Source organism: Pararobbsia alpina, assembly GCF_902859895.1.
GTDB classification, from domain to species: Bacteria; Pseudomonadota; Gammaproteobacteria; order Burkholderiales; family Burkholderiaceae; genus Pararobbsia; species Pararobbsia alpina.
The window spans coordinates 240,201-263,851 of sequence record NZ_CADIKM010000002.1 but is presented as its reverse complement, the minus strand read 5'-3'; the positions used below and the strand labels follow the sequence as shown (position 1 = coordinate 263,851).

The following is a 23,651-nucleotide window of genomic DNA, read 5'->3' as shown; positions in this document are numbered from 1 at the left end:
TTACCGTTCAGGCGCGTGCCGCAGAACCCGCTGGCCTCATTGCACCAACTGGTTGAGTTCGATGATCGGCAACATGACCGCGAGCACGATCACCAGAACCATGCCGCCCATCGCGAGAATCAGCAGCGGTTCGAGCAGGCTCGTCAGGAACATCGTGCGTCGCTCGAGTTCCATCGCTTCGCCATTGGCCGCCCGATCGAGCATGGTGGTCACGTCGCCGGTCGCTTCACCCGAACGGATCAGGTGAACCAGCACGGGCGGAAAGGTCCGCGTGCCCGCAAGCGCACGTGAGAGCGACGTCCCCTCGCGCACGCGGACGATCGCATCGTCGACGTTCTCGCGCATCGCCGCGTTGCTCAATGTCTCGCCGGCCGCCTGCAATGCCCGCAGGATCGGCACGCCCGCCGCGGTCAGGATCGCAAGCGTGCTTGCGAAGCGCACCGTGTTATAGCCGCGCACGAGCTTGCCGACGAGCGGCGCTGTCAGCAGCCAGCGGTGAAAGGCGAGCTTCGGTCCGCGCTGCGCGAGCACGCGGCGCGTGAGCCAGCCGAGCGCGACCAGCACGATCAGGCCGATCCACCAGTCGTGACGCACATAGTCCGAGAGCGCCATCATCACCACGGTGATCAGCGGCAATGACTGCTTGGTCGTCGCGAACACGCTGACGACCTGCGGCACCACATAGCTGAGCAGAAACGAGACGATGCCGAAGGCCACGAGCGTGACGATGCCCGGATAGGTGAACGCCAGCACGATCTTTTGCTTGAGCGCATTACGCTGCTCAATATAGTCGGCAAGCCGCGTGAGCACGATGCCGAGCTTGCCCGTGTGCTCCCCGGCCGAGACGAGCGCGCGGTAGATTTCCGGGAAGTCGCGCGGGTGCCGCTGCAACGCGCCCGCCAGCGACTGGCCACCGAGCACTTCCGCGCGGATCGCCGCGACGAGCTCGCGGACATATTCGCGTTCGGCCTGGTCGGACAGTACACCGAGCGCTTCGTCGACCGGCAACCCGGCGACCATCAGGCTCGCCAGCTGGCGCGTGAACAGCGCCTGTTCACGTTGCGACAAGCTGCGGCCGAACGACAGCTTCTCACTGCGCGCCCCTCGCGCTCGCTGGCCCGCGGGTTCGACAAGCACGGGCGTGAGGCCCTGGGTGCGCAACTGACCGCGCGCGCTGCGCGCGGTGTCGGCTTCGATGACACCGCGCTGCGACTTGCCGGCGGTATCGAGTGCTTCAAAACGGAATGCTGGCATCAGTCGCCGCCGGTTACGCGAATCACTTCTTCAAGCGAGGTAAAGCCCTGCGAGATCCAGCGGTCAGCATCCTCGCGCAGGGTCCGCATGCCGCCGGTCGCCCGAGCGGCCGCCAGGATCTCGGCATCCGATGCCTGGGTATGGATCTGCGTGCGGATGGCATCGTCGACCGTCAGCAATTCATAGACGCCGCGCCGGCCCGCATAGCCTGAGCGGCCGCAGGCATCGCAGCCGACCGGATGCCAGCTGCCGTCGCGCTCGACCTTGCAGGCCGGGCACAGGCGCCGCACGAGCCGCTGCGCGAGCACGCCGAGCAGGCTCGAGGCGAGCAGGTAGGGCTCGACACCCATATCGGTCAGACGCGTGACGGCCGACGCCGCATCGTTCGTGTGCAACGTAGCCAGCACGAGGTGGCCCGTCAGCGATGCCTGCACGGCGATCTGCGCAGTTTCGAGATCGCGGATTTCACCGATCATGATGATGTCCGGATCCTGCCGCAGAATCGAGCGCAGGGCGCGCGCGAACGACATGCCGATCCGGTCGTTGACCTGTGTCTGGCCGATGCCGGTCAGGTCGTATTCGATCGGATCCTCGACGGTCATGATGTTGCTCGTCTCGGTCTCGAGGCGCGAAAGCGCCGCATAGAGCGTGGTCGTCTTGCCCGAGCCGGTCGGCCCGGTCACGAGAACGATGCCGTGCGGACGCGAAATCAGCTTGTCGAAGCGCACCTGGGTATCGGTGCCCATGCCGAGCGCCTCGAGATTGAGGCGCTGCGAATCCTTTTCGAGCATCCGCAGCACCGCGCGTTCGCCATGGCCGGTCGGCAGCGTCGAAACGCGGACGTCGACCGGGCGGCCACCAACGCGAAGTGTGATCCGGCCGTCCTGCGGCAGGCGCTTTTCGGCGATATCGAGCTGCGCCATGATCTTGATCCGCGAGATCAGCGCGCCATGCAAGGCCTTTTTAGGACGCACCACGTCGCGTAGCGTGCCGTCGACCCGAAAACGCACGACGGACGCATTTTCAAACGGCTCGATATGGATATCGGATGCCCCTTCGCGCGCGGCCTGGGTCAGCAGCGCATTAATCATCCGGATGATCGGCGCATCGTCTTCCGATTCGAGCAAATCCTCGATCTCGGGGATGTCCTGCATCAGCAGCGACAGGTCCACTTCACCCTCGACCTCGCCGACCACTTGGGCGGCGCTGCCGTCCTGGCGTGCATAGGCGCTGCTGATGGCAAGTGCGAGTTCGGCCGCATCGATGCGCACCAGTCGCAGCGCGCCGAAATTGCGCGCGACCTCGGCAATCGCCGCCGCCGGGGTGCGCTCGCTGATCCAGACCTCGAGCCCGTCGGCATGCTGTTGCGCAACGAGGATCTGGCTGTTACGCGAGAAACCATAGGGCAGCGTGCGAGCGGCGAGCGGCGAGGGCGGCTCGATGCTGCGCGCGGCCGTCGGCGGCACCGCGCGATCAGGCGGGGGAGGGTTGATGCGGGCCGGCGAATCCGGCCTGACAGGCGCAGTTGACGTCATGCTGTCATTCTCCGAAGCACCTTACTGCCCGACCGCGTTGTTGGGCGCGAGCGGTACGGCCTGCGGCGCCGTTCCCGGCACCGGATTCGAAACGGGCGGCTGTTGCGGCATCGCGGGCAAGCCATTTGGCAGTCCGTTCTGAAATCCGTTTTGAAGCCCGTTTTGTTGCCCGCTTGGTTGCAGATTCGCCGAACCCGCCTGTCCCTGAGACTGCGGAATCGCCGGCGCGTTCGGATCGCGATCAACCGGAGCCAGCGAGCCACTTCCGTTCGGGCCCAGCGGCGGCGCCGTCGGCGTGTTGTGATCGACCGTCATGAAGTTGTCGGACTTGAACTGGGTGGTCTGGGCCCGGATGTAGTCGTAGCGGTTCAGCGAGATTGCCTGGCTCTGGTGGGCGTCGTGAACAATCACGGGGCGCAGGAAAACCATCAGGTTAGTCTTCGAGCGCGACTTGTTTTCCGAGCGGAACAGCGCGCCGAGCACGGGAATGTCGCCCAGAAACGGAATCTTGCTATCGCCGTCCGTATAGTTGTCCTGGATCAGGCCGCCGAGCACGATGATCTGCCCGTCGTCCGATAATACGGTCGATTGAATCGAGCGCTTGTCGATGGTCGGCCCTGACGTCGAGGTCAGCGTGTTCTGCTCGACGCTCGAACTTTCTGTATAGAGCTGAAGCTTGATCACGCCGTTCTCGGTGATCTGCGGTTTGACGTGCAGCGTGATGCCCACATCCTCGCGATCGAAGGTCTGAAACGGCGTCACGGATGCCGTGGTGCCCGTCTGCGCATACGAACCGGTCACGATCGGAATATTTTGGCCGACAACGATCTTCGCTTCTTCGTTGTCCAGTGTGATCATGTTCGGCGTCGACAGCACGTTGATATTGCCGATGTTGTCGAGCGCCTGCAGCAATGCGCCGAGTGCGAGCGTGCCGCCGAAGCTGTGCAGCAAGCCGACGTTCAGGCCTTGCGCGGGCGGAACCAGCGCTGCGGGATTGGTCTTGCCGAGAATGGCGCCCGTGGTGAGGTCGATGATGTTCGAACCGCCCGAGCCGAAGTTGGTCCCCGCGAATAGGGCGTTGTTACCGCTGCTCGAACTGATGAGGCCCTGCCACTGGATGCCGAGCGCGGCACTCGAGGTCGCCGACATTTCCACGATCAGCGCCTCGATATAGACTTGTGCGCGGCGTTGATCGAGCTGATCGATGACATTGCGCAGGTTCCGGTAGACCGCATCGGATGCCGTGATGATCAGCGAGTTGGTCGCCACATCGGGCTGGATCATGCCACCCGGCTGGTTCTCGTCGGAGGAACCATCCTTGCTGCCGCCGAGCAGACCGCCCGAACCGCCGCCCGCACTGCTACCGCCATAACCGCCGCCCGAGCCCGACGTGCCCATGCCGGTCGGCAACGGGGCCATGCCGCCCGCGCCGCTGCTCGAGGACGAACTGCTGCTGCTCGACAGGCCGCCGTTGTTCTGGTTGAAGCTGTCCTTGCTGCCCGAGCCGGATGAAGACGACGCACCGCCGCCGCTCTCGCCCATCATGCCGTGCAGCGTCTTCGCAAGTTGCGTGGCGTCGGCGTTACGTAGCGGCACCACGTGCATATTGCCGGGTTCCTTGCTTGCCGAATCGAGTTCGGCGATCAGGTGCTTGGCGGTATCCATGCGCGCGCTGTTGCTTGTGCGCAGCATCAGCGAATTGGTCCGCGGGTCGGCGAGCACCGAGACCTTGAGCGTCGCATCGGTATTGCCGACCGAGCCCGGATCCAGAAGCTTGATCAGTTCCGCCGCGAGCTCGATGGAATTCGCATTCTTGAGCTGCACGACCGCCATGTCGGGCCCGCTCGATACGCCATCGATGCCCGCGATGATCGCGGCGATCCGGCGCACATTGTCCGCGTAGTCGGTCACGACGATCGTGTTGTTCGCCGGATAGGCGGCGACCGTGTTGTTCGGCGTAATGAGCGGTCGCAAAACCGGCAGCAGGTTGTTGGCCGACTCGCGATGAAGCTGGAACACCTGGGTGATCACCGAGTCGCCGCGGGCAACAGGCGTGTTGCCGACGTAAGTTGGTACGCCCTGGAGTTTCGCATCGGCTTCCGGCACCACCTTGAGCACGCCATGATCGGTGACCATCGCAAAACCCTGCATGCGCAGCGCGGCCGTCAGGATCTTGATGGCCTGGTCCTCCGGCACACTTTGTTCGGAGACCACATTGATTTGCCCTTTGACGCGCGGGTCGACAAGGATGGTCTGGCCAGTCGCCGCGCCGATGGCCTTGGCGACCTGGTCAATATCGGCGTTGACGAAATTCAGCGTAACCGCGGCGCGCGCAACGCTCGCCGTCAATAACCCCGTAAGCAGAAGCGAGCGAACTATCCGATTCGCGGCGAAGAATTTTCTAGTCATGGATCATCTGGGAATTGCGGTCTTTCATACTTCTGCCGGGTTCAGCGCGGTAAGGCGATCCTGCCGTTTCCGCCTGGCGTGAAACCCGAACATTAGCAGCTTTTTGGGACGAAATCGCTCGCTGTCGAGCGTTCGAGAGCATGTGTAAAGTCCTTTGTTACCTATTTACACGACGGGGATGAAAAGCGTTCAGAAGATTACTTCACGCGCATGACAAAAAAACAGAAATGCAACGCTGTGTGCGCTGCCGTCCATTTCCTGTCAAACAGCGCAGGTATGATGACGACGGCCCGCAACCAATGCTCGATACAGCGGCGGTGGTGGCCCTACCGCGACTGAATCGCCGTCCATGAAAACCCTGATCGCCACCGCTGCCGTCCTGTGTCTGTCCAATGCCTTGCCCGCGCAGGCGGACTGTTTCGACGCGGCCGCCTCCTATCAGCATGTCAATCCCTATGTGCTGCGCGCCATCGCCTGGCAGGAGTCCCATAACCGTGGGAACGCGATTCATAAGAACGATAATGGCTCGACGGACTACGGGCTTATGCAGATCAATTCGGTCCATCTTCCAACACTCTCCCAATACGGCATTTCTTCGGACACGCTGATGGAGCCGTGCAAGAACGTCTATATCGCGGCCTGGCATCTGCGGCGTCAGATGAACAAGTACGGCAACACCTGGCAGGCGGTCGGCGCCTATCATTCAGCGACGCCGTCCCTGCGCAACGCCTATGCGAAACAGATCATCGCGATCCTTGTCAAATGGAAAATCGTGACGCTCACGCGTTGAACGTTGCCGGCCAGCCAGGATGCTGACTTAGCCAAGGCCGCAGCCGGTCCGGCCGGCACTGGCACGGATACCCCGCTGTTCCTAAGGGTTTCCCGTAAGGGTTGCCACGGATTCGCCCTGTTGCCGTCTCGACCGCGGCACAGTACCACTGTATGGTGGCGTTTCTATTTCAAGTATCAATTCAATGACCGTCCATCCCCTGCCTGTCACGGTGGTATCCGGCCTTGCCCGCGCCGGTAAAGCCGCACTGCTCGATCATCTGCTGGCGAATGCCGGCACGCGCCGCCTCGCGGTGATTCGCGAAAACACCGGCGATCTGCGCGCGGAAGTCGTTCGTATCGCCGAAGTCGGCAATGTCGACGCGATCGTGGTCGAATCGCCTGCCAGCGCCGAGCCGCTTTCGATTGCCGAATCGCTCGTGCTCGAGGATGACGAAGGCCAAACCCTTGAGACGCTCATCACGATCGACACGATGGCGACTGTGATCGATGCCGCCCATTTCCTCGACGAACTGCTCTCGGCCGAGGGTCTGGCTGAACGCGGACTGGTCCCCGATGAAGACGATCGAACGGTCGGCGAACTGTCGATCGAACAGGTCGAATTCTGCGACGTGCTGGTGATCGACCAGACCCGCCCGGTCGAAGAAGCGATGCTCGCGCGTCTCCAGCAGGTCCTTGCGAAGATCAACCCGCGAGCCGTTCAGCTTGTCGCGCGAGCCGGCGATGTCCCCATCGAAGCGCTGGTCGGCGCGGGCCGTTTCGACTTCGAAGCCACGGCGTCGGCAGCGGGATGGCTCGGCGCGCTAGGCCAGAGCGACGCGACGGGTTCGGCCATCGATCCGACCGATGGCCCCGGCAAGAGTCTGGATGGTCGTTCTTCTGGCGTGGCCCCATTCGTGTATCGCGCACGCCGGCCTTTTCATCCCGAGCGCCTGTTTGCACTTCTTCACCAGGAATGGGCAGGGGTGCTGCGCAGCAAGGGCTTGTTCTGGATTGCCACACGCAACGACATGGCGGGCACCCTGTCACAGGTCGGCGGCACCTGCCGTCATGGCCCTGCCGGATTCTGGTGGGCCGCCCAGCCCGCCGACGAATGGCCTGAAGATGAAGCATTCAAGGCCGAGATCGCGCACGACTGGTTTGCTTCACCCGACGCCGAGGGACGCGAGACGGTCGGCGACCGGCGGCAGGAACTCGTGATGATCGGCATGGATCTCGACCACGACGCGTGGCAGCGCAGACTGGATGCGTGCCTGCTGAGCGATTCGGAGTTCGCGCTGGGAAAGGAAGGCTGGCGTCAGTTCGATGATCCGTTTCCGCAGTGGGACGACGATCATGAGCACGGGGAAGAAGATGAGGATGAGAGAACCGCAGCGGGAGCCGGAAACGCTCCCCACGATCACGGTCATCGGTAAGCGTCGCATCGCGCGATCGGTGACGGGCGTGATCGATCGGAGCCGATCGAAACAATGCGGACCGGGACAATGCGACGCAGGTCTCGGCGACTAACACCAGTCCTGACCGGGCTCCCAAAAAAAACCCGCCGATAGTACGGGCGGGCTTCGATACCCAGTCAGGGCTGACCGCTCGAGCGTGAACCGCTCGACCGCGCGGACGCTTGCGCCTTGGGGCTGCTTACTTCTTGTTATTGACCGCGTCCTTGAATGCCTTGCCGGCGGTAAACTTGACCGTCTTCGCCGCCGGAATCTTGATGGTCTCGCCCGTCTTCGGGTTACGGCCGGTGCGTGCCGCACGCTTGCCCGAGCCGAAGCTGCCGAAGCCGATCAGTTGCACAGCGTCGCCTTTCGAAACCGCCTTCTTGACGACGTCGAGAAGCGTGTCCAGCGTCTCGCCGGTTTGTGCCTTGCTGGCGCCGGTCTGGGCGGCGACGGCGTCGATCAGTTCCTGTTTGTTCATGGAAGTCCTTTATGAGTTAGGTTTAAACCAACAGCACGAACGCGCCGATTATACGTGCGCCGCTCATGCCGTCGAGTGGTCAGCCCCGCCAGTAAAGGCGTCTGGGGTTACGACCCGACTTGCACAACCACGCGAACACTCGTCGCGCGGCCATGATACCCCATCGCAAAGCCAGTAAACACGGGGGTTTGCGGGATTTTTACAAAATTCAACAATGCACAGACAGCCTGCATCGGCATCCGGTGACCCGCCCGAGGGCCTTGTCCCACCTGCCTCGGCGGCCGATGGGCCGGTCCCGGAGCGGGTGCGAAGGCGCGTTCGCATGGAGTCTGTGCAGATCGACTCGAGTAACTTGAGTGCTCGCTGGCAGGGTCAAAAGCTGTTCACGATCATGGAGACCCGCTTCGATTCGGGTCGGCGTTTTTTGGCCGCATGGCATGCATGGCAGAGCGATGATCCCTCGCAACGTTGCGAAAGACTGCATGTGGTTTCGATTGAAAGCCAACCGGCCAACTGGCGGTTCGCGATCGAAAAGCTCGACATGGCGGAAGTCTCCTCGGCACCCGCATTCGATGCGCTTGCACGCGAGCTTGCAACCCAGTGGCCACTTGCTGTCCGCGGTGTCCATCGACTCGAGTTCGCGCAGGGCCGGGTGGTGCTTACACTCGCGTTCGACGCACTTGATGCATCGCTCGCCGCACTCTGGCTGCGTGCGGATGCCTTCCATCTGAACGATCCTGATGCTGTCGCGCAAGGACGCATCGGCACGGCCGAGCTGTCCAAGGGCATCGCTCGTCTGGCCGGAGAGTCTGCAACCGTGGCCTGCGAGGACCTGACCGATGCGCTGGGCGTGAGTCTCAAATCCACGGGCTTCGTATTCGACGACCTGGATAGCGCGGATAGCAGGGCGTTTATGCCTTCCCTCACGAGAGGACACTTCGCGCCGAAGTGGCGCGTGCGCCGCCATGACCCCCCGCTGCCCGAACCTTCAATCAACACAGGCCATCTGAAAGGGCAGCAAACCGGCGAACCCCACCAAAGCCCAGCCGCACCGGTCTACTCGGGAAGCCGGACTTATTCCGATGCGATGATCATCGGTGCCGGTCTTGCCGGATGCGCGCTCGCCGAGCGGCTCGCCGAGCGCGGTCTGGACCTCGCGCTGATCGATACCGCCGCCGGACCCGCGACACGCGCCTCGGGCAATCCGGCAGGGGTTTTTCATCCGGTGATCTCGGCTGACGACAGTCTCGCGGCACGTGCTACGCGCGCCGGTTTCCTCTACGCGCTACGGCGATGGCAAGCCCTCGACGCACAGGGATTCAAATTCGACTGGCGTGCCGACGGACTGGTACAGGTCGCAACGACAGCCGAGGAAGAAGCCGCCTATCGCGATGCCCTCTCCACGCTCGGTTTTCCAGACGAATTGGTTCGATATGTGTCTGCCGACGACGCATATGCAATTCTGGGTGTGAAACCGGCTCATGGCGGCTTGTATTTTTCTCGTGGCGGTATGCTCGATCCCGCTTCGCTCTGCCATGCGCAACTTGCCGCCGCGAGTTCGCGCACGACATTGACACGGCATTTCAATCGCGCAGTCGCGACGCTCGTGCACAGCGACGGACTCTGGCATGCGATGGATTCGACCGGCAATCGCCTCGCATCGGCACCGGTCGCGATCGTGGCGAACGCGGCCGACGCCTCGCGGCTCGCCTCGCTCGAGCATGCGCCCGTGCGCTCGATACGCGGCCAGCTCACCTGGCTCGATCCAAGCCCGGTCGCCGCGCTCAGGCACCCCCTGATCGGCGACGGATATGTCCTTCCGGACTCAGCGCATCGCGGCCGTCAGCTGATCGGGGCAAGTTATGAACTTGACGACCCCGATGAGCACTTGCGTGAGGACAGCCAACAAGACAACCTCGACCGACTGAGCCGGCTGATACCTGCGGTTGCGCAAACGCTGCGTGCTCAAGCCGCGGATCGCGCGATGGCGGGTCGCGTTGCGTTCCGTTGCGTAACGAGCGACCGGATGCCGATGATCGGGCAGCTTGCCGACGAGGAAACCGCGCGTCAGCAAGCCGGACGCCTCAGCGGCGCATGGCCGCTCGACCTGCCTCGCAAGGGGGGACTTTATGGCGCCTATGGCTACGGCTCGCGCGGCCTGACCTGGGCCGCGCTTGGCGCGGAAATCATTGCCTCCCAGATTCTCGGCGAGCCCTTGCCCGTTACGCGTGACATTGCCGACGGCTTCGATCCCGCACGTTTTCTTCAACGTGCCTTGCGGCAGCGCGCCGTGCATTGAACAGTTCGGGCCGGACTTCAATAGCGCTCCTGCGCTCACGTAACACCCCTATGTTGTCCACAATAGCTTGTTGATAAGCAGGGGGCAAACCCCCTGGACTCGCTGTGGACCGTTTGGGCACAACTGAGCGGCCTGCTCGGCGAGCCTGCGAGTTCTCCCGGGCTCCGGCGTTCGTTCCACCCTCCGCGCACCGCCTTATTCGTTCTGCAAGCATTTGATCTTCAAAAGAAAAAGGTAGTTATCCACAGAAAGGGCAGGCCCTTGTTAACTTCTACTATGTGTATACAAAGAAAGCGTTAACAGACCTAAAGCCCGCGCGGTCGGCTTACGTTTCCCCGCACAAATCGCCTCGGAAGCTATGGCACAATGCCCCAGCGATTTCTGTGAAGTCGCTTTCACGAGCATTACGAATGCATGTGCTCATGCGTTCACATGCGTACGTCAAATAGCCAGGCATCCGGCGGCAAGCCAGACGCATATGGCAAGTCCAATCACGTGAGGGTCTTGCTTCCGGGCAAGGTCACTCCGAGCCGTGTTCTCAGGTCGTGCCGGTCTTTATTGCATCGGGCGATCGGGCAGGCATGCGCGCTGCGTGCCATGCACCTCGTTGCCGAATTGATCCGGCAATGCATTCCAGACAGGAGAAGTACTGATAATGAAGTCCGCATTCGCTTTTTTGCCCGAGTGGCCGTTCACCGCGGACATCGCGCTCTGGGTCGGCTTGACCCTGGTAGCCGCCGGACTATGCGGAGAACTGTGCTGGCGCGCTTGGCGTGTACCGCGCCTGATTGGGTACGGCGTGATCGGGCTGGTCGCGGGGCCGGCCGGACTTGGCTTGATCGACAGCGCACTGGCCGAGGATGCGCGTCTGTTGATGGATATTGCGCTCGGCCTCCTGCTGTTCGAACTCGGCAGCCGCGTGAGCTTGCGCTGGATCCGGATGAATCCCTGGCTTGTCGTCATGAGCGTCGGCGAAGCGGCACTGACGTTTGTCGCGGTGTGGTTCGCCTTGCATCTGCTTCATGTTGCGCCGATGACGTCGGCCGTCGCGGCCTCGATCGCGATGGCGACTTCTCCAGCGATGGTGATCCAGCTCAGAGCGGAGCTCAAGAGTCAGGGGCAGGTGACAGAACGGCTCATGACCCTGAGCGCATTGAACAGCATGTACGCGGTGGTGGTCCTCAAACTCCTGTCCGGCTGGCTTCACCAGGAGTTCTATGGAAATGTCTGGGCCACGCTGATTCAGCCCCCGTTTTTCATCATCGGTTCGTTCCTGCTGGCCTGGTTGCTCGCCATTAGCTGCAACTTCTTCTTCAGGCGCGTGAGCATTGCCGACGAGCATTCATTCGTCACGCTGTTCGGATTGATTCTGCTGGCAATCGCGGTTGCACACGTGCTGAAGTTGTCGACCATCATGGCCTTGCTGGCAGCCGGCATCATTTTCAAGAATCTCGATCCGCGTCCGCTGCTTTGGCCGACCCATTTCGGCACGGCCGGGTGGCTATTGACGGTCGTGTTGTTCGGCGTGACCTTGCTGTCGTTCGAATGGAAATACATACCGCTCGGCGGCGTGGCGGCGCTGGCGTTGATCGGCGCGCGGTTTGTCGCGAAGCTCGCGGGGTCGCTGGTGTTCGCGAGGCCAAGCGGGCTCGACTGGAAACAGGGCGCGGCGCTCGGGGTGTCGCTATCGCCGATGTCGGCGCTCGCCTTCCTGCTTTGCTCCGATACTTACACGCTCTATCCTGATTTCGACCCCGCGCTGCGTGCGATCGTCATGTGTTCGATCGCCGCGCTGCAACTGATCGCACCGGTCATCGTCTATCGCGCCCTGGCGGCCATCAACGAACGAGGGCAATGAGGCATGGTACTTGAAGCATTCAACCGATCGGAATCGTTCACTTTCGGTGTCGAGCTCGAACTCCAGATTGTCAATCTGCACGACTATGATCTGACCAATGCGTCGTCGGACCTGATGCGGTTGATTCGCGAGCGTAAGGTCGCGGGCGATATCAAGCCCGAGATTACAGAAAGCATGATCGAGATCGCGACAGGCGTCTGCACGACCTACACGCAGGCGCGCGACGAACTGCGCGTGCTGCGCGATGCGCTCGTTTCCGCAGCCGACAAGCTCAATGTCGGCCTGTGCGGCGGCGGAACACACACTTTTCAACAATGGAACGAGCGACAGATCTTCGATACGCCGCGCTTCCAGTACCTCTCTGAACTCTACGGCTACCTGGCCAAACAGTTCACCGTGTTCGGCCAGCATGTGCATATCGGCTGCCCGAGTGCTGACAGTGCGCTCTTCCTGCTGCATTCGATGTCACGTTTCATTCCACACTTCATCGCGTTGTCGGCGTCGTCGCCCTATGTGCAGGGTGTCGACACGGGCTTTCATTCGGCCCGGCTCAACTCAGTGTTTGCATTCCCGATGTCCGGCCGAGCCCCCTATGTGCTGAACTGGGAAAACTTCGAAGACTATTTTTCGAAGATGGTCAACACCGGGGTCATCGGGGGAATGAAGGATTTCTATTGGGATATCCGGCCCAAGCCGGAGTTTGGCACGATCGAGGTCCGGGTACTCGATACCCCATTGTCCGTCGATCGCGCCGCGGTACTCGCGGCCTACATCCAGACGCTTGCCCGTTACCTCTTGCTCGACCGGCCGTTGACGCTGCACGAAGACGACTATCTCGTGTACACGTTCAACCGTTTCGAAGCATGCCGCTTCGGACTCGCGGGAACCCTCGTCGCGCCGGAGACGGGTGAGCGTCGGACGATTGCCGACGATGTACTCGCGACGCTCGACAAGCTTGCACCACATGCAGAGGCTTTGGGCTCGACCGAAGCCCTCGAGGAGATCGCGTCGGTCGCTCGCAGTCAGATCAACGATGCAACGTGGTTGCGCGAGACGTATCGCCACGGCGACTCGCTGCCCGAGGTCGTGCGTCAGCAATGCATCCAGTGGCGTACCTGAGCAGCCAAGGCACGAGGGCAAAATAAACATTTCTGCCAGGAAGCGAGAGACTTACACGGTTCATAGGTTTACTCTATGTATACATGATAGTAGTTAACAAGCTTGACCGGATTCTGTGGGTAACTCGATTTTCTCTTTCAAAATCAAAGTCTTCCGTAACGTAGAACTGTACGTATAAGGATGGGATACAAGGCCTGCGAGGGTGGACATCTTTTAGGCTTACGGTGTCGTCTGTGAATTATTCAGAAACTATCCACCTGTTTCGCCGGACTTATCCCCCGTTTATTCACAGGGCGAGTGTATAAAGACACTGAAATGTTTTTAAGAGTCGCATAGAATGTTGAAAAAATCAGAAGCGGGTTCGACGCAAATGACCAAAGTAGCGCAAGTGTTGGATGAAGTGGCTATATACGGGGACCACCCTACAGAGCGGATTACGCAAGGATTGCTTCGTTTGAATACCGCGATGCGCAATCGGGCGTGGAACTGGGCTGAAGGGGCGGGCCTTACGCCGACCCAGGGCGAAATCCTGGTATTGCTGATGCAGCGCCGAAAGCCACTGCGTCTGAACGATATCGCTCGTGACACGGCCTTGACGGCCGCAACCACGAGCGATGCTGTCAGTACGCTCGAGGAAAAGGGGCTGATCGAGAAGCGCCGTGCCGCGGATGATCGCCGGGCCCTGGCGGTCAAACTCACGCCTCGTGGACGGACGGCGGCCAAACGTGCGGCGCAGTGGCCCGGTTTCATGTCCGGCGCGCTCACGACCTTGCGTGACGAGGAGCAGGCCGCGCTTTACAGCGGCTTGTTCAAGCTGATCCGGGAACTCGAGATCCGTGGCACGATGCCTGCGCACCGCATGTGCGGAACATGCCGCTGGTTCGAGCCGACCGATGCCCAGGAGGGCACCGCGGCCAAGCGCAGCCGGACCATCAAGGTGACGAAGGCCAGTGGCGCGGTGGGGGCATCCAAGGCTGCGGCGAAGTCCGACAGTTTTCAATGCGTGACGCTCGAACAGGTCCTGAACCGCAACACGCTGCGGCTTGAGTGCCTGGCCTATGAGGCGGCGGATGCGGCAACCCAGGCTCGCAACTGGAAGCTCCTCAAGCAGGTGTAGCCGGTCTCCCGACCCGATCGTCGCGTATTGGAATTTCGATCCCGCCTGCTAATTGGTATAACCGAATCCACATGTCGAATACCAATAATCAAGTCGGACATTAAGATTGCAGAAAGCGATATTTCAAAGATGAAAGATCGCTCTCTGAAGCTTTGAATTTCCGCGCGACCGTGTCGGCGAGAGCAATTCAAGCGTGCTATTCCCGATCGCTAATCTTCAGGCGAAGTCGAATCGACGAGCACGCTGTCGCCCTGATTGAAGCTGCGTGATTTGCCATCGGCAAATCGCGTGATCACCGCACCCATGCGTCAACACCCGGCCGGGCCGGGCGAGACGACCGGCTGGCATCGGATCCACTTGGGGGTGTCGGGCGCGTCGATGCCGGTGATGGCCGATGCGTTGCGTCCCGCCGTGCCTTCGCACCATCCGGTAGGCATTCGTATACGGCGCCCGATGATCTCGGCGGCCGCCGCCGCATGTTGCTATTCATCGATTCAGCGAGCAGATTGCAGGCACGCGTTGAACTTGCGCGCGCACAACGGTAGGATGCCGCTGCATGCGCGCGGTCTGACTGCGCACTTTCTCTATTCGTAGTCTCAAAAGGAATGGGTCGATGACTTCACGCAGGATTGTCGTGCGTCGCTCAGGTGTGCATGGCAAGGGCGTGTTTGCCGCTTCGCGCATCGCGGCGGGTGAACGGCTGCTCGAGTACAAGGGCGAACGGATTTCGTGGAAGGAAGCGCTGCGGCGTCATCCGCATGATCCCGACGACCCTCACCACACCTTTTATTTCGCGCTTGACGGCGGCGATGTGCTCGATGGCAAGGTCGGCGGCAACAGTTCGCGCTGGATCAATCACTCCTGCTCGCCGAATTGCGAAGCCGAAGAGATCGATGGACGCGTATTCATTCTCGCTGGACGGACCCTCAAGAAGGGTGAGGAGCTCTTCTACGACTACGGGCTGGTCGTGAATGCACGCTATACGAAAAAGCTGCAGCGTGAATATGAATGCCGGTGCGGTTCGGCGAATTGCCGCCACACCATGCTCGCGCCGAAGAAGGGCCGCTGAGGGACGTCGCCGTAGCGAAACGCGTGGGGCGCAACGCCCCTAGCTCTTTTGATCCGGGGCGAGCGGCAGATGAATCACGAAGCGCGAGCCACCGCCCGAGCCATCTTCATAGTGGATCGTCCCGCCGTGGAGGACAACGATGTCGCGAACGATCGCGAGTCCGAGTCCGGCTCCACCGTCGGACTCGCCATGTCCGTCCCCGCGGAAAAAGCGCTTGAACAATTCCGCCCGCATCGCGGGCGGGACACCGGGGCCGTTGTCTTCGACGACCAGCTCGGCAAGCGGCGTATCCGTACCGTCGAAATAGCGTGAGACCATGATCGTGATACGGCCGTCGTTGACGCGATAGGGCGGCACGTATTTGAGCGCATTGTCGATCAGGTTCGCGAGGACTTCGCTGAGCAGTACTGGATTGCCGTTGACGATCATGCGTTCGCCCGCGGGGCGCGAGTGCGTCGCGTTGCTTTCCGCGAAGCCGAGGTCGATATGCCGCGCGATGGCGCGCGGCACCCATTCCGCACCTGTCTCGAACGCAAGCTCGACCAGATCGACACTGACAAAGCGCGCGGTCTGTTCTCCCGGTTCCGCTCGGGCGAGAGAGAGCAATTGATTGGATAACCGTACCGCCCGATCCGCCGAGGCGCGCAATTCGTTGATGGCCGCTCGCTGCGCGACGTCGTCGCGCGCGTGGAAGGCCTGTTCGGCGTGCAGCTTGATCGCTGTCAGGGGCGTGCGCAGCTGATGCGCGGCATCGGCGATAAACTTGCGCTGCGCATCGAGTGCGAGATTCAACCGTTCGAGCAAGCCGTTGACCGCGCTGGTCAGCGGCCGGATTTCGCTCGGCACGTAAGTTTCATCGACCTGTTCGAGCGAATTGTGGGTTTGCTGGTTCAGCGAGTCGGCGAGCACGCCAAGCGGCCCCAGTTGCTGGTTGACGACACGCCAAACAATGATCGAGCCAACCAGCAGGAGGATCACGAGCGGCATCATGATCGCCGTGAGGAATTCGGCCGCCAGCCGATAGCGGCGCCCAAAACGCTGGCCGACCTCGATGATCAGCGGCCTTCCGTTGACACGTGGCGCCAGGACCTGGGCGACGCGCACGCTGTTGCCTTCGAACGTCGCATCGAACAGCGTGGCACGGTCCATCCTGCGCACGTCGGTGCCTTCGAGCGGCAAGCCCGCGCTACCGGCCAGTTCGATCTGGCCGTCCGAGACGCGGTAGACGAGTTGCTCGACGGGATCCGAGAACATTGCTTCGGCGAGCGAAGGAACGGTCTCGTCGGCGCGGTCGCCCGATACATGGACTTCCTGGGCGATTGCGGTCGCGAGGTCGGACAAGGAGCGGTCGACCACACGCTCGGTGTACTGAAGTGCGAGGCCGAACGCGATCAGCCCGCTGGCGAGCGCAAGCAGGGAAAAGGGTACCGCCAGTCTGCGCAGCAGCGAGCGGCGCAGGCTGGGAGCCGGACCGCTGCGTGCAGGCATGCGGTTCAGTGCTTAGGAGGCCGGCCGAATTTCTTGGAGCAGATAACCGAAGCCACGTACCGTGACGATTTCAACACGGCAGTTTTCTAGCTTGCGGCGCACGCGGTGCACATAGACTTCGATCGCGGTATCGCCAAGATCGCCGCCAAAGTGCGTCAGATGGTCCTGAAGCTGCGCCTTGCTGACGACGCGGCCATGGCGCAAGAGCAGCAGTTCGAGTACCGCGAACTCGCGCGGCGACAGCTCGAGGGCCTTTTCGCCGTTGAAGATGCGGCGATCGACGCCGGACAGACGCAGCCCGCCGAGCGTGACTTCCGGACGCGGCGCGTCGTTGTGCGGTCCGCTGCGGCGCATGACGGCACGAATCCGTGCTTCGAGTTCAGAAGGCTCGAAGGGCTTGATCATGTAGTCGTCGGCGCCACCGTTGAGACCCTGCACGCGGTCGTGCAGTTCGTCGCGGGCAGTCAGCACGATCACGGGGGTATGCCGATTGCCCTGGCGGAAGCGCGTGAGCAGCGTCATGCCGTCGATGCCGGGCAGGCCCAGATCGAGAATCACCAGTTCGTGTCGGTTCTGCGTCAGCGCTTGCTCGGCAAAAATGCCGTCGTGAACCATGTCGACGGTGAAGCCAGCCTGTTCGAGGCTGCTTTGGATACCCCGCGCGATCGGGCGGTCGTCTTCAATCAGCAGGAGTCGCATGTTATTCACTCAGTACAGTGTCGGGTGTTAGCCGGGAACCCGTTGCCCCTGCCGTGTGAATCCGGCAGATCCGGCGATATGCGCATTTGACGCGTTTTATTGTACAGCCCTGAAAATTCATTCCGCTTACGGTTTCTGTCGGGCTTTCAGGAGGCGTTGACCGCACGGGAGACCGCTTTCACGGCGAGGGGACACGATATCCGAACCTGTGAGAACGGGCAGCCGAGGCTAGGACCTGGTGGCGCCCGCCGACACTTTTTCGATGAATCGGGCGAGTTCGATGTCGCGCTGCGTAAGCCCGCTTGCCTCATGGGTCGACAAGGTGATTTCAACCTGGTTGTAGACGTTGAACCATTCCGGGTGGTGATTGAGTTCCTGGGCCTTGATGGCGATGCGCGTCATGAACCCGAATGCCGCATTGAAGTCTTCGAACTTGAACGACTTGTGCAGCGCATCGCGCCCGACCGTGGGTTCCCATCCCGGCAGTTCGGCCAGCGTCGATTTACGTTCTTCCGCCGTGAGTTTGGTGATCATCGGGTGAACCTCCTTTGGCTCGCACGTCCTGTCAGGCATCTCGCCAACGACAGCATATGCCTCATTGTTTCACGAGCCCCCATCAAACGTCACCGTCGTCGAGCCAGCCTTCCCCGGTGCCGCGCTGGATCACGCAATCGCTCACCAGTACGTCGCCTGCCCGGTAGGGCTCACGCGTTGCGGCCTGTTGGAAGACGGCGCCCAAGTCCTGCTGAACTGCCTCGAAAAGCTGTTCGAAGCTATCGATAACGAAATACGTCTTCTGGACGGTGTCGATTCGGTACCGGGTGTTGACGACTCGTGAGAGGTCGAACGCCAGGCGGTTCGGCGCGTCGGATTCGAGGCTGTAGATTGATTCGGTCCGGCTCGATGCGATCCCCGCACCATAGATCTTGAGGCCAGCCGCGGCCGATGCGTCGCGAATCAAGCCGAACTCGACCGTGTACCAGTAGAGCCGGGCGAGCATCGGCAACACGCCAAGCTTCACCGCAGCCAGGCCTTGCTGACCATAGAGCTGCATATAGTCGGCGAAGACCGGATCGGACAACAGCGGCACATGGCCGTACAAGTCGTGAAAACAGTCGGGTTCTTGCAGGTAATCGAGCTTGTCGCGCCCGCGCATCCACCATGTCACGGGGAAACGGCGGTTGGCAAGGTGATCGAAGAAGACCTCGTCGGGCACGAGACCGGGCACGGCCACGATTTGCCAGCCCGTCGCCGGCATCAGCTTGCCGCTGAGCGCATCGAAATTCGGAATCCGATCCGGCGCGAGGCCCAGGCGATCGATGCCTCGCAGGAACGGTTCGCAGACGCGTCCGCGCAGCAGTGTCGTCTGACGCGCGTAGAGCTCCTGCCAGACGGTATGGTCGGCAATCGAGTAGCGCTCATAGGGCTGATCGATCGTGAAGTCGGCGCGCGTGACGAGTCCGGCGTCGAATTGTTCGTGAAGCTTTTCGGTAACGAGGGCAGACATGGCGATTCCCCAAAACGGGCCCCTTCGGGTTTCCGCGTGTTTCCCATCGGATTTCTCCAACGTGCTCGCGGAGTTGCCGCAAGCGTGTTGCGAGCTGCGGTCACGTCTGTCAGTGTAGAGCGTCATCCACGCGGTTTTGGCGCAAAGTACGTGGATTTTTGTCAGACTATGCGATACTGCCGCATCGGAATGTCGTTAAATGCGGAGCATGCACATGATTGATCTCGACCACTTCGACCTCGCGCTGCTCGAGGTGCTCCAGCGCTACGGACGGGCCACTCATCAGCAACTCGGTGAACAGGTGCCTCTCTCGGCATCGCAGATCGGTCGCCGGCTGCAAAGGCTCGAGGCGATCGGGGTGATCGATGGCTACCGCGTCGTACTCCGTCCCGAAACGCTTGGACTCGGGGTGACGGCGTTCACGAGCTTGAAGCTCAAGCACCACGGCGACTCCGTGATCGAGCAGTTCCAACAGCAGATCGAAGTGCTGCCCGAGGTGCTGGAGTGCCATGCGGTAGTCGGCGATGCCGACTACCTGCTGCGGATCGTCGCACCCGACCTCAACGCGTTGTCGGCTTTTGTGATGAAAAAGCTGATGCGTGTGCCGGGCGTGGACAGTGTCCGCTCGAATATCGTGTTGACGACGTTCAAACGTTCCGGTCCGTTGCCGCTGGGACATCTGTCGGCCGGCGCGCGCGGCAACGGCGGACCCGAGCGCCGGACCTAGACGAGACTGGCCGCCCGCAGGGAATCGACCGGACAGGCTCGAGCCTGCGGCCCTGTCCACCCGCTCAAAACTGTCAACGGGCCGGCGGCCAAGCCGCGGCTTCGATTTCGTCCGTTTCCTCCACGGCCGAGCCGCGGTCGTAGTGCGGGTCGAGCAGGTCGACATAGGAAAGCGACACCAGATCGCGCTCCGACACGCCGAGCTGCTCGAACATCGCGCGCGCTTCGCGGTGACCCGATTCTTCGTCTTCGTTCTGTTCGAGCACGACTTCGAGTTCCAGGAAAGCGCCGAGCGAATCGACCCGGTCGAGATGAATTCGCGTTCGGCCCACCAGGTAGACGGTGCGTTCCTTCGAGACGATGCTGCGCACCTTGAGCGCCGCGGCGAGCAGGGCCTGCATCGCATCGGGATCGCTGACCGGGCTTTTTTGGTAGAACGAAACCTTCGGACCGTCGCGGTCGTCGCGTTGATAGAAAATCAGCTCGGCGCGCTGGCCGTCATCAAAGCGGCGCAGCTTGAGGCGTCCGGATGCCACCTGAAAGAACGTGTCCTCCTGACGGAAATGCATCGGGTCGTGTTCGGCCAGCGCGGCGGCGCGGTCGCGCAATCCGTCGTAGTCCCGAGCATGTGCTTTGATTTCGATATTACGTGCCATGAAGTTCTCCAGTCAGCGAGCACACAGTGTACCGAATCGATTGTGACGCGAATGCAAGTTCGTCGCGATGCAGGTTTGCTCAAATCGATCGTATTAGCAGTACGTACGTATAAGCTGATGGCCCGGGCGGTGCACATCGGCGATAGTCGCAGTGTCCATCAAATAGGGAGGTGCCTGCGATGCTTGCAAGAATTCAGTCGTTTTTTTCACGCGAGTATCGTCCGCTGCCCACGCGCCCCGTCGCCGACGCTTCGAATCCTGCGCCGCCGACTCAAGCCGATGCGGGTGCCGCACGCGGTGCCGCCGACGCGCTTGCACGCTGGACCGAGATCATCGAACATCGTGCCGAAGCGGATCCCGTATTCCATCGCATCGACGTTGCCGAGTGTCTGGGTGCTGCGATTCGCGCGATCGGCACCCCGGCCTGCGAGCGGCCCGTGTATGAAATCGGCCGCCTCCTCGGCTCAGCTCACCTGCTGCAAGCCGTGATGGTCGCCAGCAGCCCGGTGGCTGTCGAGTACAGTAGATTTGCCGAGGACATCCAGACAGCCTATCTTGTCGCGCTGGGAATGGCGCTCTCGCATGACTGCCTCCAGGCGCAAGAAGTGCTGGATCTTCTGGTGGGGCGGGCCGGGAGGGCACGGACCAACGTACCGATGGTGATCCCCGCTTATGCGCACCACGTCCTTTCGCTTGCCACGATTTCAGAACGACACGCCTTTACGTTCGCGAAGATGGTCGATCACGCGATTTGCAAGAACGAGCGGGACGACAGCGATCGCGCTGTCAGGTTGCACGTGCGCAGGGACCTGCTCGTTCACAAGGGCTACGGAGCGATGGGCCGCAGTAATTTTTATTCGGCGCTCGCCCTGGGCGAGCCTTCCCTGGATCATGCACGCCTGCTACGTATGCTCGTGGTGTTTGATTTGCTGCCCTTGCCCGCCGAACTGGCGCTCAAAGGGGGGCGGCGTGGCCGGGATCTGGAGGCAGTGCTCACCGCGCTGATGTCCCCGTCGTGTGAGGAGCTCCGGGGCACACCGCAGGAAGAAGTGGAAGCACTGTTGAACTCGTTCGAGTCCTCCCTTTTCCCCGCCAGCCTCGAGACCTTACGCGAGCAGCACCGCACGAGGATCGAGCTCGCCTCGGCGCGTGCGAGAGAACTGGAGGACGCGCTCATGGCGACCGGCCTGCGGTGAGTACAGCGGGCCGCCACATTGGAAAATGCCCCAACGGACTCGCCAGCGACTAAGATCGTCGTAACGACAAACGGATAAAATGGAGACGACGGTGGCACACCATGAAGGCGACTTCGACTATGTAATCGTTGGCGCGGGCACGGCGGGCTGCGTGCTGGCGAACCGGTTGAGCGCCGACCCCTCGGTCAGCGTGCTGCTGCTCGAGGCGGGCGGCAAGGACGACTATCACTGGATCCACATCCCCGTCGGTTATCTTTATTGCATCGACAATCCCCGCACCGACTGGCGGTACAAGACCCTGGCCGAGCCGGGGCTCAACGGGCGCTCGCTCGGTTACCCGCGCGGCCGCGTACTCGGCGGTTCGTCGTCGATCAACGGCATGATCTATATGCGCGGTCAGCGCGAGGACTATGACGCTTGGGCACGGCTGACGGGTGATGCCGCCTGGTCGTGGGACGCGGTGCTGCCGGTGTTCAAGCGCAGCGAGGACCATCATGGCGGTGCGAATGCGTGGCACGGGTTGGGCGGGGAATGGGCCGTGCGCAAGCAGCGGCTACGCTGGAAGATTCTCGACGCGTTTTCGAGTGCGGCCGCTCAGGCCGGCATTCCGGCGATCGACGATTTCAACCGCGGCGACAATTTCGGGGTCTCGTATTTCGACGTGAACCAGAAGGGCGGCCTGCGCTGGAGTGCAGCCAAAGGCTTTCTGCGTCCGGCGTCCAAACGACCGAACCTGACGATCATCACCGGTGCGCATGCGACCCGGCTCATGCTCGCGCCGGCTGAGGTCGATGAATGCGATGAGCACGGCGCAGGCGGCGGCATCAAAGGAAGTACCGCTGGCGGTTCCAGCGCTTCGTCCGGCGCGGCGACAGCAGGAGGGGCTCCCCGCACCAAAGCCGGTACGGGTCATGCGGCGCGCACGGCGAAGCCTGGCAGCGCGCCCACGCGTTGCTGCGGGGTCGAATTCTTAGGAGGCGGCGAGCTGCGTTTTGCCCGTGCGCGCCGTGAGGTTCTGATGGCGGCCGGTGCGATCAATTCGCCGCAATTGCTCGAAGTATCGGGCATTGGTGATGCCGACCGGCTTGGCCGCCTGGGTATTCCCGTCATGCAGCCCTTGTCTGGAGTCGGGGAGAATCTCCAGGATCATCTTCAACTACGCATGAGTTTCAAGGTCAGCCATGTCGCGACGCTCAATACGATGAGCGCCCGCTGGTGGGGCAAGCTGGCGATCGGCATGCGCTACGCGCTGTTGCGTTCCGGACCGATGTCGATGGCGCCGTCGCAGCTCGGTGCGTTTGCGCGTTCGGGCCTCGATTCGTCGGGACGGGCGGATCTTGAATACCACGTACAGCCCTTGTCGCTCGATCGCTTCGGCGAGCCCCTGCATGCTTTCGATGCTTTCACGGCCTCGGTCTGCCATGTGCGGCCGACATCGCGGGGCAGTGTGCACATCGTTTCGGCCGACCCTTTGATCGCGCCCGCGATCGCACCGAACTACCTGAGTACGGAGTACGACCGGCAGGTCGCCGCGAAGGCGATCCAGCTGACCCGGCGTATCGCGGCAAGCGAAGCGCTCGCACCGTATCGGCCCGAGGAATACAAGCCGGGTCCGCAGTATCAGACCGATGCCGAACTCGCCGAAGCGGCCGGGGCCATCGGTACGACGATTTTTCATCCGGTTGGCACGTGCCGCATGGGGCGCCCGGACGATCCGGGCACGGTCGTCGACAGCCGCTTGCGCGTGCTCGGCGTCGACGGGCTGCGCGTCGTCGATGCATCGGTGATGCCGACGATCACGTCGGGCAACACCAATTCACCGACCTTGATGATCGCCGAGCGTGCGGCCCGGATGATCCTCGAGGGCGACATCGCACCCGCCCGGGCCGAAGCTGTCGAGCCGCTTGCAGAGGCGTCAGGGTCGACGCTTGCTTCGACGCTTACGTCGAATTAACTAAGTGCAAATACCGATGAGGCTCACGCGGTCTCGTGCGCGACAATCGGCCACTCTGG

The 23,651-nt window shown here is 62.0% G+C and carries 19 protein-coding genes; 10 read left to right on the top strand and 9 right to left on the bottom strand.

From position 1 onward, the window contains the following. Positions 1 to 36: 36 nt before the first annotated feature. Genes gspF through gspD form a run of 3 tightly spaced genes read right to left on the bottom strand, consistent with a single transcriptional unit; the run spans position 37 to position 5,198 of the window. Entirely contained in the window at positions 37 to 1,254 is a 1,218-nt protein-coding gene (gene gspF, locus HV670_RS03275) for a type II secretion system inner membrane protein GspF (protein WP_175103203.1), read from the bottom strand. Then, positions 1,254 to 2,789, bottom strand: a complete 1,536-nt coding sequence (gene gspE / locus HV670_RS03270) for a type II secretion system ATPase GspE (RefSeq protein ID WP_175103202.1) — start codon at positions 2,787 to 2,789, stop codon at positions 1,254 to 1,256. Before gspE ends, gspF begins: the two co-directional genes overlap by 1 nt. A gap of 21 nt (positions 2,790 to 2,810) precedes the next feature. Beyond that, on the bottom strand, positions 2,811 to 5,198 hold the full coding sequence (gene gspD, locus HV670_RS03265) for a type II secretion system secretin GspD (RefSeq protein WP_175103201.1): 2,388 nt from the start codon (positions 5,196 to 5,198) through the stop codon (positions 2,811 to 2,813). 349 nt (positions 5,199 to 5,547) lie between these two features. Here gspD and HV670_RS03260 point away from each other — a divergent pair, with 349 nt between their 5' ends. Beyond that, positions 5,548 to 5,988: a lytic transglycosylase domain-containing protein gene (locus tag HV670_RS03260; RefSeq protein ID WP_175103200.1), complete on the top strand. Its 441-nt coding sequence runs from the start codon at positions 5,548 to 5,550 to the stop codon at positions 5,986 to 5,988. Between the two features lie 184 nt (positions 5,989 to 6,172). Then, positions 6,173 to 7,402 (top strand): CobW family GTP-binding protein, encoded by a 1,230-nt coding sequence (locus tag HV670_RS03255; protein ID WP_175103199.1) that lies wholly within the window; start codon positions 6,173 to 6,175, stop codon positions 7,400 to 7,402. 220 nt (positions 7,403 to 7,622) lie between these two features. Here the strand turns inward: HV670_RS03255 and HV670_RS03250 are convergent, their stop codons facing one another. After that, a complete protein-coding gene (locus HV670_RS03250; RefSeq protein ID WP_175103198.1) occupies positions 7,623 to 7,904 on the bottom strand; it encodes an HU family DNA-binding protein in 282 nt (93 codons plus the stop codon). A 322-nt stretch (positions 7,905 to 8,226) separates the two neighbouring features. Here HV670_RS03250 and mnmC1 point away from each other — a divergent pair, with 322 nt between their 5' ends. From mnmC1 to HV670_RS03220, 5 genes are all read left to right on the top strand, one after another. Next, positions 8,227 to 10,203 carry an FAD-dependent 5-carboxymethylaminomethyl-2-thiouridine(34) oxidoreductase MnmC1 gene (mnmC1, locus tag HV670_RS03245; RefSeq protein WP_175103197.1) on the top strand — a complete coding sequence of 659 codons (1,977 nt, stop codon included), beginning with the start codon at positions 8,227 to 8,229 and terminating at the stop codon, positions 10,201 to 10,203. A 655-nt stretch (positions 10,204 to 10,858) separates the two neighbouring features. Beyond that, on the top strand, positions 10,859 to 12,061 hold the full coding sequence (locus HV670_RS03240; RefSeq protein WP_175103196.1) for a cation:proton antiporter: 1,203 nt from the start codon (positions 10,859 to 10,861) through the stop codon (positions 12,059 to 12,061). A 3-nt stretch (positions 12,062 to 12,064) separates the two neighbouring features. After that, on the top strand, positions 12,065 to 13,180 hold the full coding sequence (locus HV670_RS03235) for a YbdK family carboxylate-amine ligase (RefSeq protein WP_175103195.1): 1,116 nt from the start codon (positions 12,065 to 12,067) through the stop codon (positions 13,178 to 13,180). Between the two features lie 370 nt (positions 13,181 to 13,550). Beyond that, the gene (locus HV670_RS03230) at positions 13,551 to 14,297 is read left to right on the top strand and encodes a MarR family winged helix-turn-helix transcriptional regulator (protein ID WP_175103356.1); all 747 of its coding nucleotides are present in this window, start codon (positions 13,551 to 13,553) and stop codon (positions 14,295 to 14,297) included. A gap of 613 nt (positions 14,298 to 14,910) precedes the next feature. Continuing rightward, entirely contained in the window at positions 14,911 to 15,366 is a 456-nt protein-coding gene (locus HV670_RS03220) for an SET domain-containing protein (protein WP_175103193.1), read from the top strand. A gap of 39 nt (positions 15,367 to 15,405) precedes the next feature. Here the strand turns inward: HV670_RS03220 and HV670_RS03215 are convergent, their stop codons facing one another. From HV670_RS03215 to phhA, 4 genes are all read right to left on the bottom strand, one after another. After that, positions 15,406 to 16,854 carry a sensor histidine kinase gene (locus tag HV670_RS03215; protein ID WP_175103192.1) on the bottom strand — a complete coding sequence of 483 codons (1,449 nt, stop codon included), beginning with the start codon at positions 16,852 to 16,854 and terminating at the stop codon, positions 15,406 to 15,408. Positions 16,855 to 16,866: 12 nt separating this feature from the next. Further along, the gene (locus tag HV670_RS03210; RefSeq protein ID WP_175103191.1) at positions 16,867 to 17,553 is read right to left on the bottom strand and encodes a response regulator; all 687 of its coding nucleotides are present in this window, start codon (positions 17,551 to 17,553) and stop codon (positions 16,867 to 16,869) included. A 228-nt stretch (positions 17,554 to 17,781) separates the two neighbouring features. Then, positions 17,782 to 18,126 carry a 4a-hydroxytetrahydrobiopterin dehydratase gene (locus tag HV670_RS03205; RefSeq protein ID WP_281362351.1) on the bottom strand — a complete coding sequence of 115 codons (345 nt, stop codon included), beginning with the start codon at positions 18,124 to 18,126 and terminating at the stop codon, positions 17,782 to 17,784. A gap of 43 nt (positions 18,127 to 18,169) precedes the next feature. Next, positions 18,170 to 19,060 (bottom strand): phenylalanine 4-monooxygenase, encoded by an 891-nt coding sequence (phhA, locus tag HV670_RS03200; RefSeq protein WP_175103189.1) that lies wholly within the window; start codon positions 19,058 to 19,060, stop codon positions 18,170 to 18,172. 214 nt (positions 19,061 to 19,274) lie between these two features. On the opposite strand from phhA, the gene HV670_RS03195 reads away from it, so the two are divergent. Then, positions 19,275 to 19,787 (top strand): Lrp/AsnC family transcriptional regulator, encoded by a 513-nt coding sequence (locus tag HV670_RS03195; protein ID WP_175103188.1) that lies wholly within the window; start codon positions 19,275 to 19,277, stop codon positions 19,785 to 19,787. Between the two features lie 73 nt (positions 19,788 to 19,860). Here HV670_RS03195 and HV670_RS03190 read toward each other — a convergent pair whose 3' ends face one another. Then, positions 19,861 to 20,442 carry a class IV adenylate cyclase gene (locus HV670_RS03190; RefSeq protein ID WP_175103187.1) on the bottom strand — a complete coding sequence of 194 codons (582 nt, stop codon included), beginning with the start codon at positions 20,440 to 20,442 and terminating at the stop codon, positions 19,861 to 19,863. Between the two features lie 179 nt (positions 20,443 to 20,621). Here HV670_RS03190 and HV670_RS03185 point away from each other — a divergent pair, with 179 nt between their 5' ends. Both HV670_RS03185 and HV670_RS03180 read left to right on the top strand, forming a co-directional pair. Next, positions 20,622 to 21,638 (top strand): hypothetical protein, encoded by a 1,017-nt coding sequence (locus HV670_RS03185; protein ID WP_175103186.1) that lies wholly within the window; start codon positions 20,622 to 20,624, stop codon positions 21,636 to 21,638. A gap of 79 nt (positions 21,639 to 21,717) precedes the next feature. Then, on the top strand, positions 21,718 to 23,592 hold the full coding sequence (locus tag HV670_RS03180) for a GMC family oxidoreductase (protein WP_175103185.1): 1,875 nt from the start codon (positions 21,718 to 21,720) through the stop codon (positions 23,590 to 23,592). Positions 23,593 to 23,651 lie beyond the last annotated feature (59 nt).

Excerpts from the sequence above, each read along its gene's own strand:
- gspF (WP_175103203.1), bottom strand. The coding sequence starts at position 1,254 with ATGCCAGCATTCCGTTTTGAAGCACTCGATACCGCCGGCAAGTCGCAG.
- gspE (WP_175103202.1), bottom strand. The coding sequence starts at position 2,789 with ATGACGTCAACTGCGCCTGTCAGGCCGGATTCGCCGGCCCGCATCAAC.
- gspD (WP_175103201.1), bottom strand. The coding sequence starts at position 5,198 with ATGACTAGAAAATTCTTCGCCGCGAATCGGATAGTTCGCTCGCTTCTG.
- HV670_RS03260 (WP_175103200.1), top strand. The coding sequence starts at position 5,548 with ATGAAAACCCTGATCGCCACCGCTGCCGTCCTGTGTCTGTCCAATGCC.
- HV670_RS03255 (WP_175103199.1), top strand. The coding sequence starts at position 6,173 with ATGACCGTCCATCCCCTGCCTGTCACGGTGGTATCCGGCCTTGCCCGC.
- HV670_RS03250 (WP_175103198.1), bottom strand. The coding sequence starts at position 7,904 with ATGAACAAACAGGAACTGATCGACGCCGTCGCCGCCCAGACCGGCGCC.
- mnmC1 (WP_175103197.1), top strand. The coding sequence starts at position 8,227 with ATGGAGTCTGTGCAGATCGACTCGAGTAACTTGAGTGCTCGCTGGCAG.
- HV670_RS03240 (WP_175103196.1), top strand. The coding sequence starts at position 10,859 with ATGAAGTCCGCATTCGCTTTTTTGCCCGAGTGGCCGTTCACCGCGGAC.
- HV670_RS03235 (WP_175103195.1), top strand. The coding sequence starts at position 12,065 with ATGGTACTTGAAGCATTCAACCGATCGGAATCGTTCACTTTCGGTGTC.
- HV670_RS03230 (WP_175103356.1), top strand. The coding sequence starts at position 13,551 with ATGACCAAAGTAGCGCAAGTGTTGGATGAAGTGGCTATATACGGGGAC.
- HV670_RS03220 (WP_175103193.1), top strand. The coding sequence starts at position 14,911 with ATGACTTCACGCAGGATTGTCGTGCGTCGCTCAGGTGTGCATGGCAAG.
- HV670_RS03215 (WP_175103192.1), bottom strand. The coding sequence starts at position 16,854 with ATGCCTGCACGCAGCGGTCCGGCTCCCAGCCTGCGCCGCTCGCTGCTG.
- HV670_RS03210 (WP_175103191.1), bottom strand. The coding sequence starts at position 17,553 with ATGCGACTCCTGCTGATTGAAGACGACCGCCCGATCGCGCGGGGTATC.
- HV670_RS03205 (WP_281362351.1), bottom strand. The coding sequence starts at position 18,126 with ATGCCTGACAGGACGTGCGAGCCAAAGGAGGTTCACCCGATGATCACC.
- phhA (WP_175103189.1), bottom strand. The coding sequence starts at position 19,060 with ATGTCTGCCCTCGTTACCGAAAAGCTTCACGAACAATTCGACGCCGGA.
- HV670_RS03195 (WP_175103188.1), top strand. The coding sequence starts at position 19,275 with ATGATTGATCTCGACCACTTCGACCTCGCGCTGCTCGAGGTGCTCCAG.
- HV670_RS03190 (WP_175103187.1), bottom strand. The coding sequence starts at position 20,442 with ATGGCACGTAATATCGAAATCAAAGCACATGCTCGGGACTACGACGGA.
- HV670_RS03185 (WP_175103186.1), top strand. The coding sequence starts at position 20,622 with ATGCTTGCAAGAATTCAGTCGTTTTTTTCACGCGAGTATCGTCCGCTG.
- HV670_RS03180 (WP_175103185.1), top strand. The coding sequence starts at position 21,718 with ATGGAGACGACGGTGGCACACCATGAAGGCGACTTCGACTATGTAATC.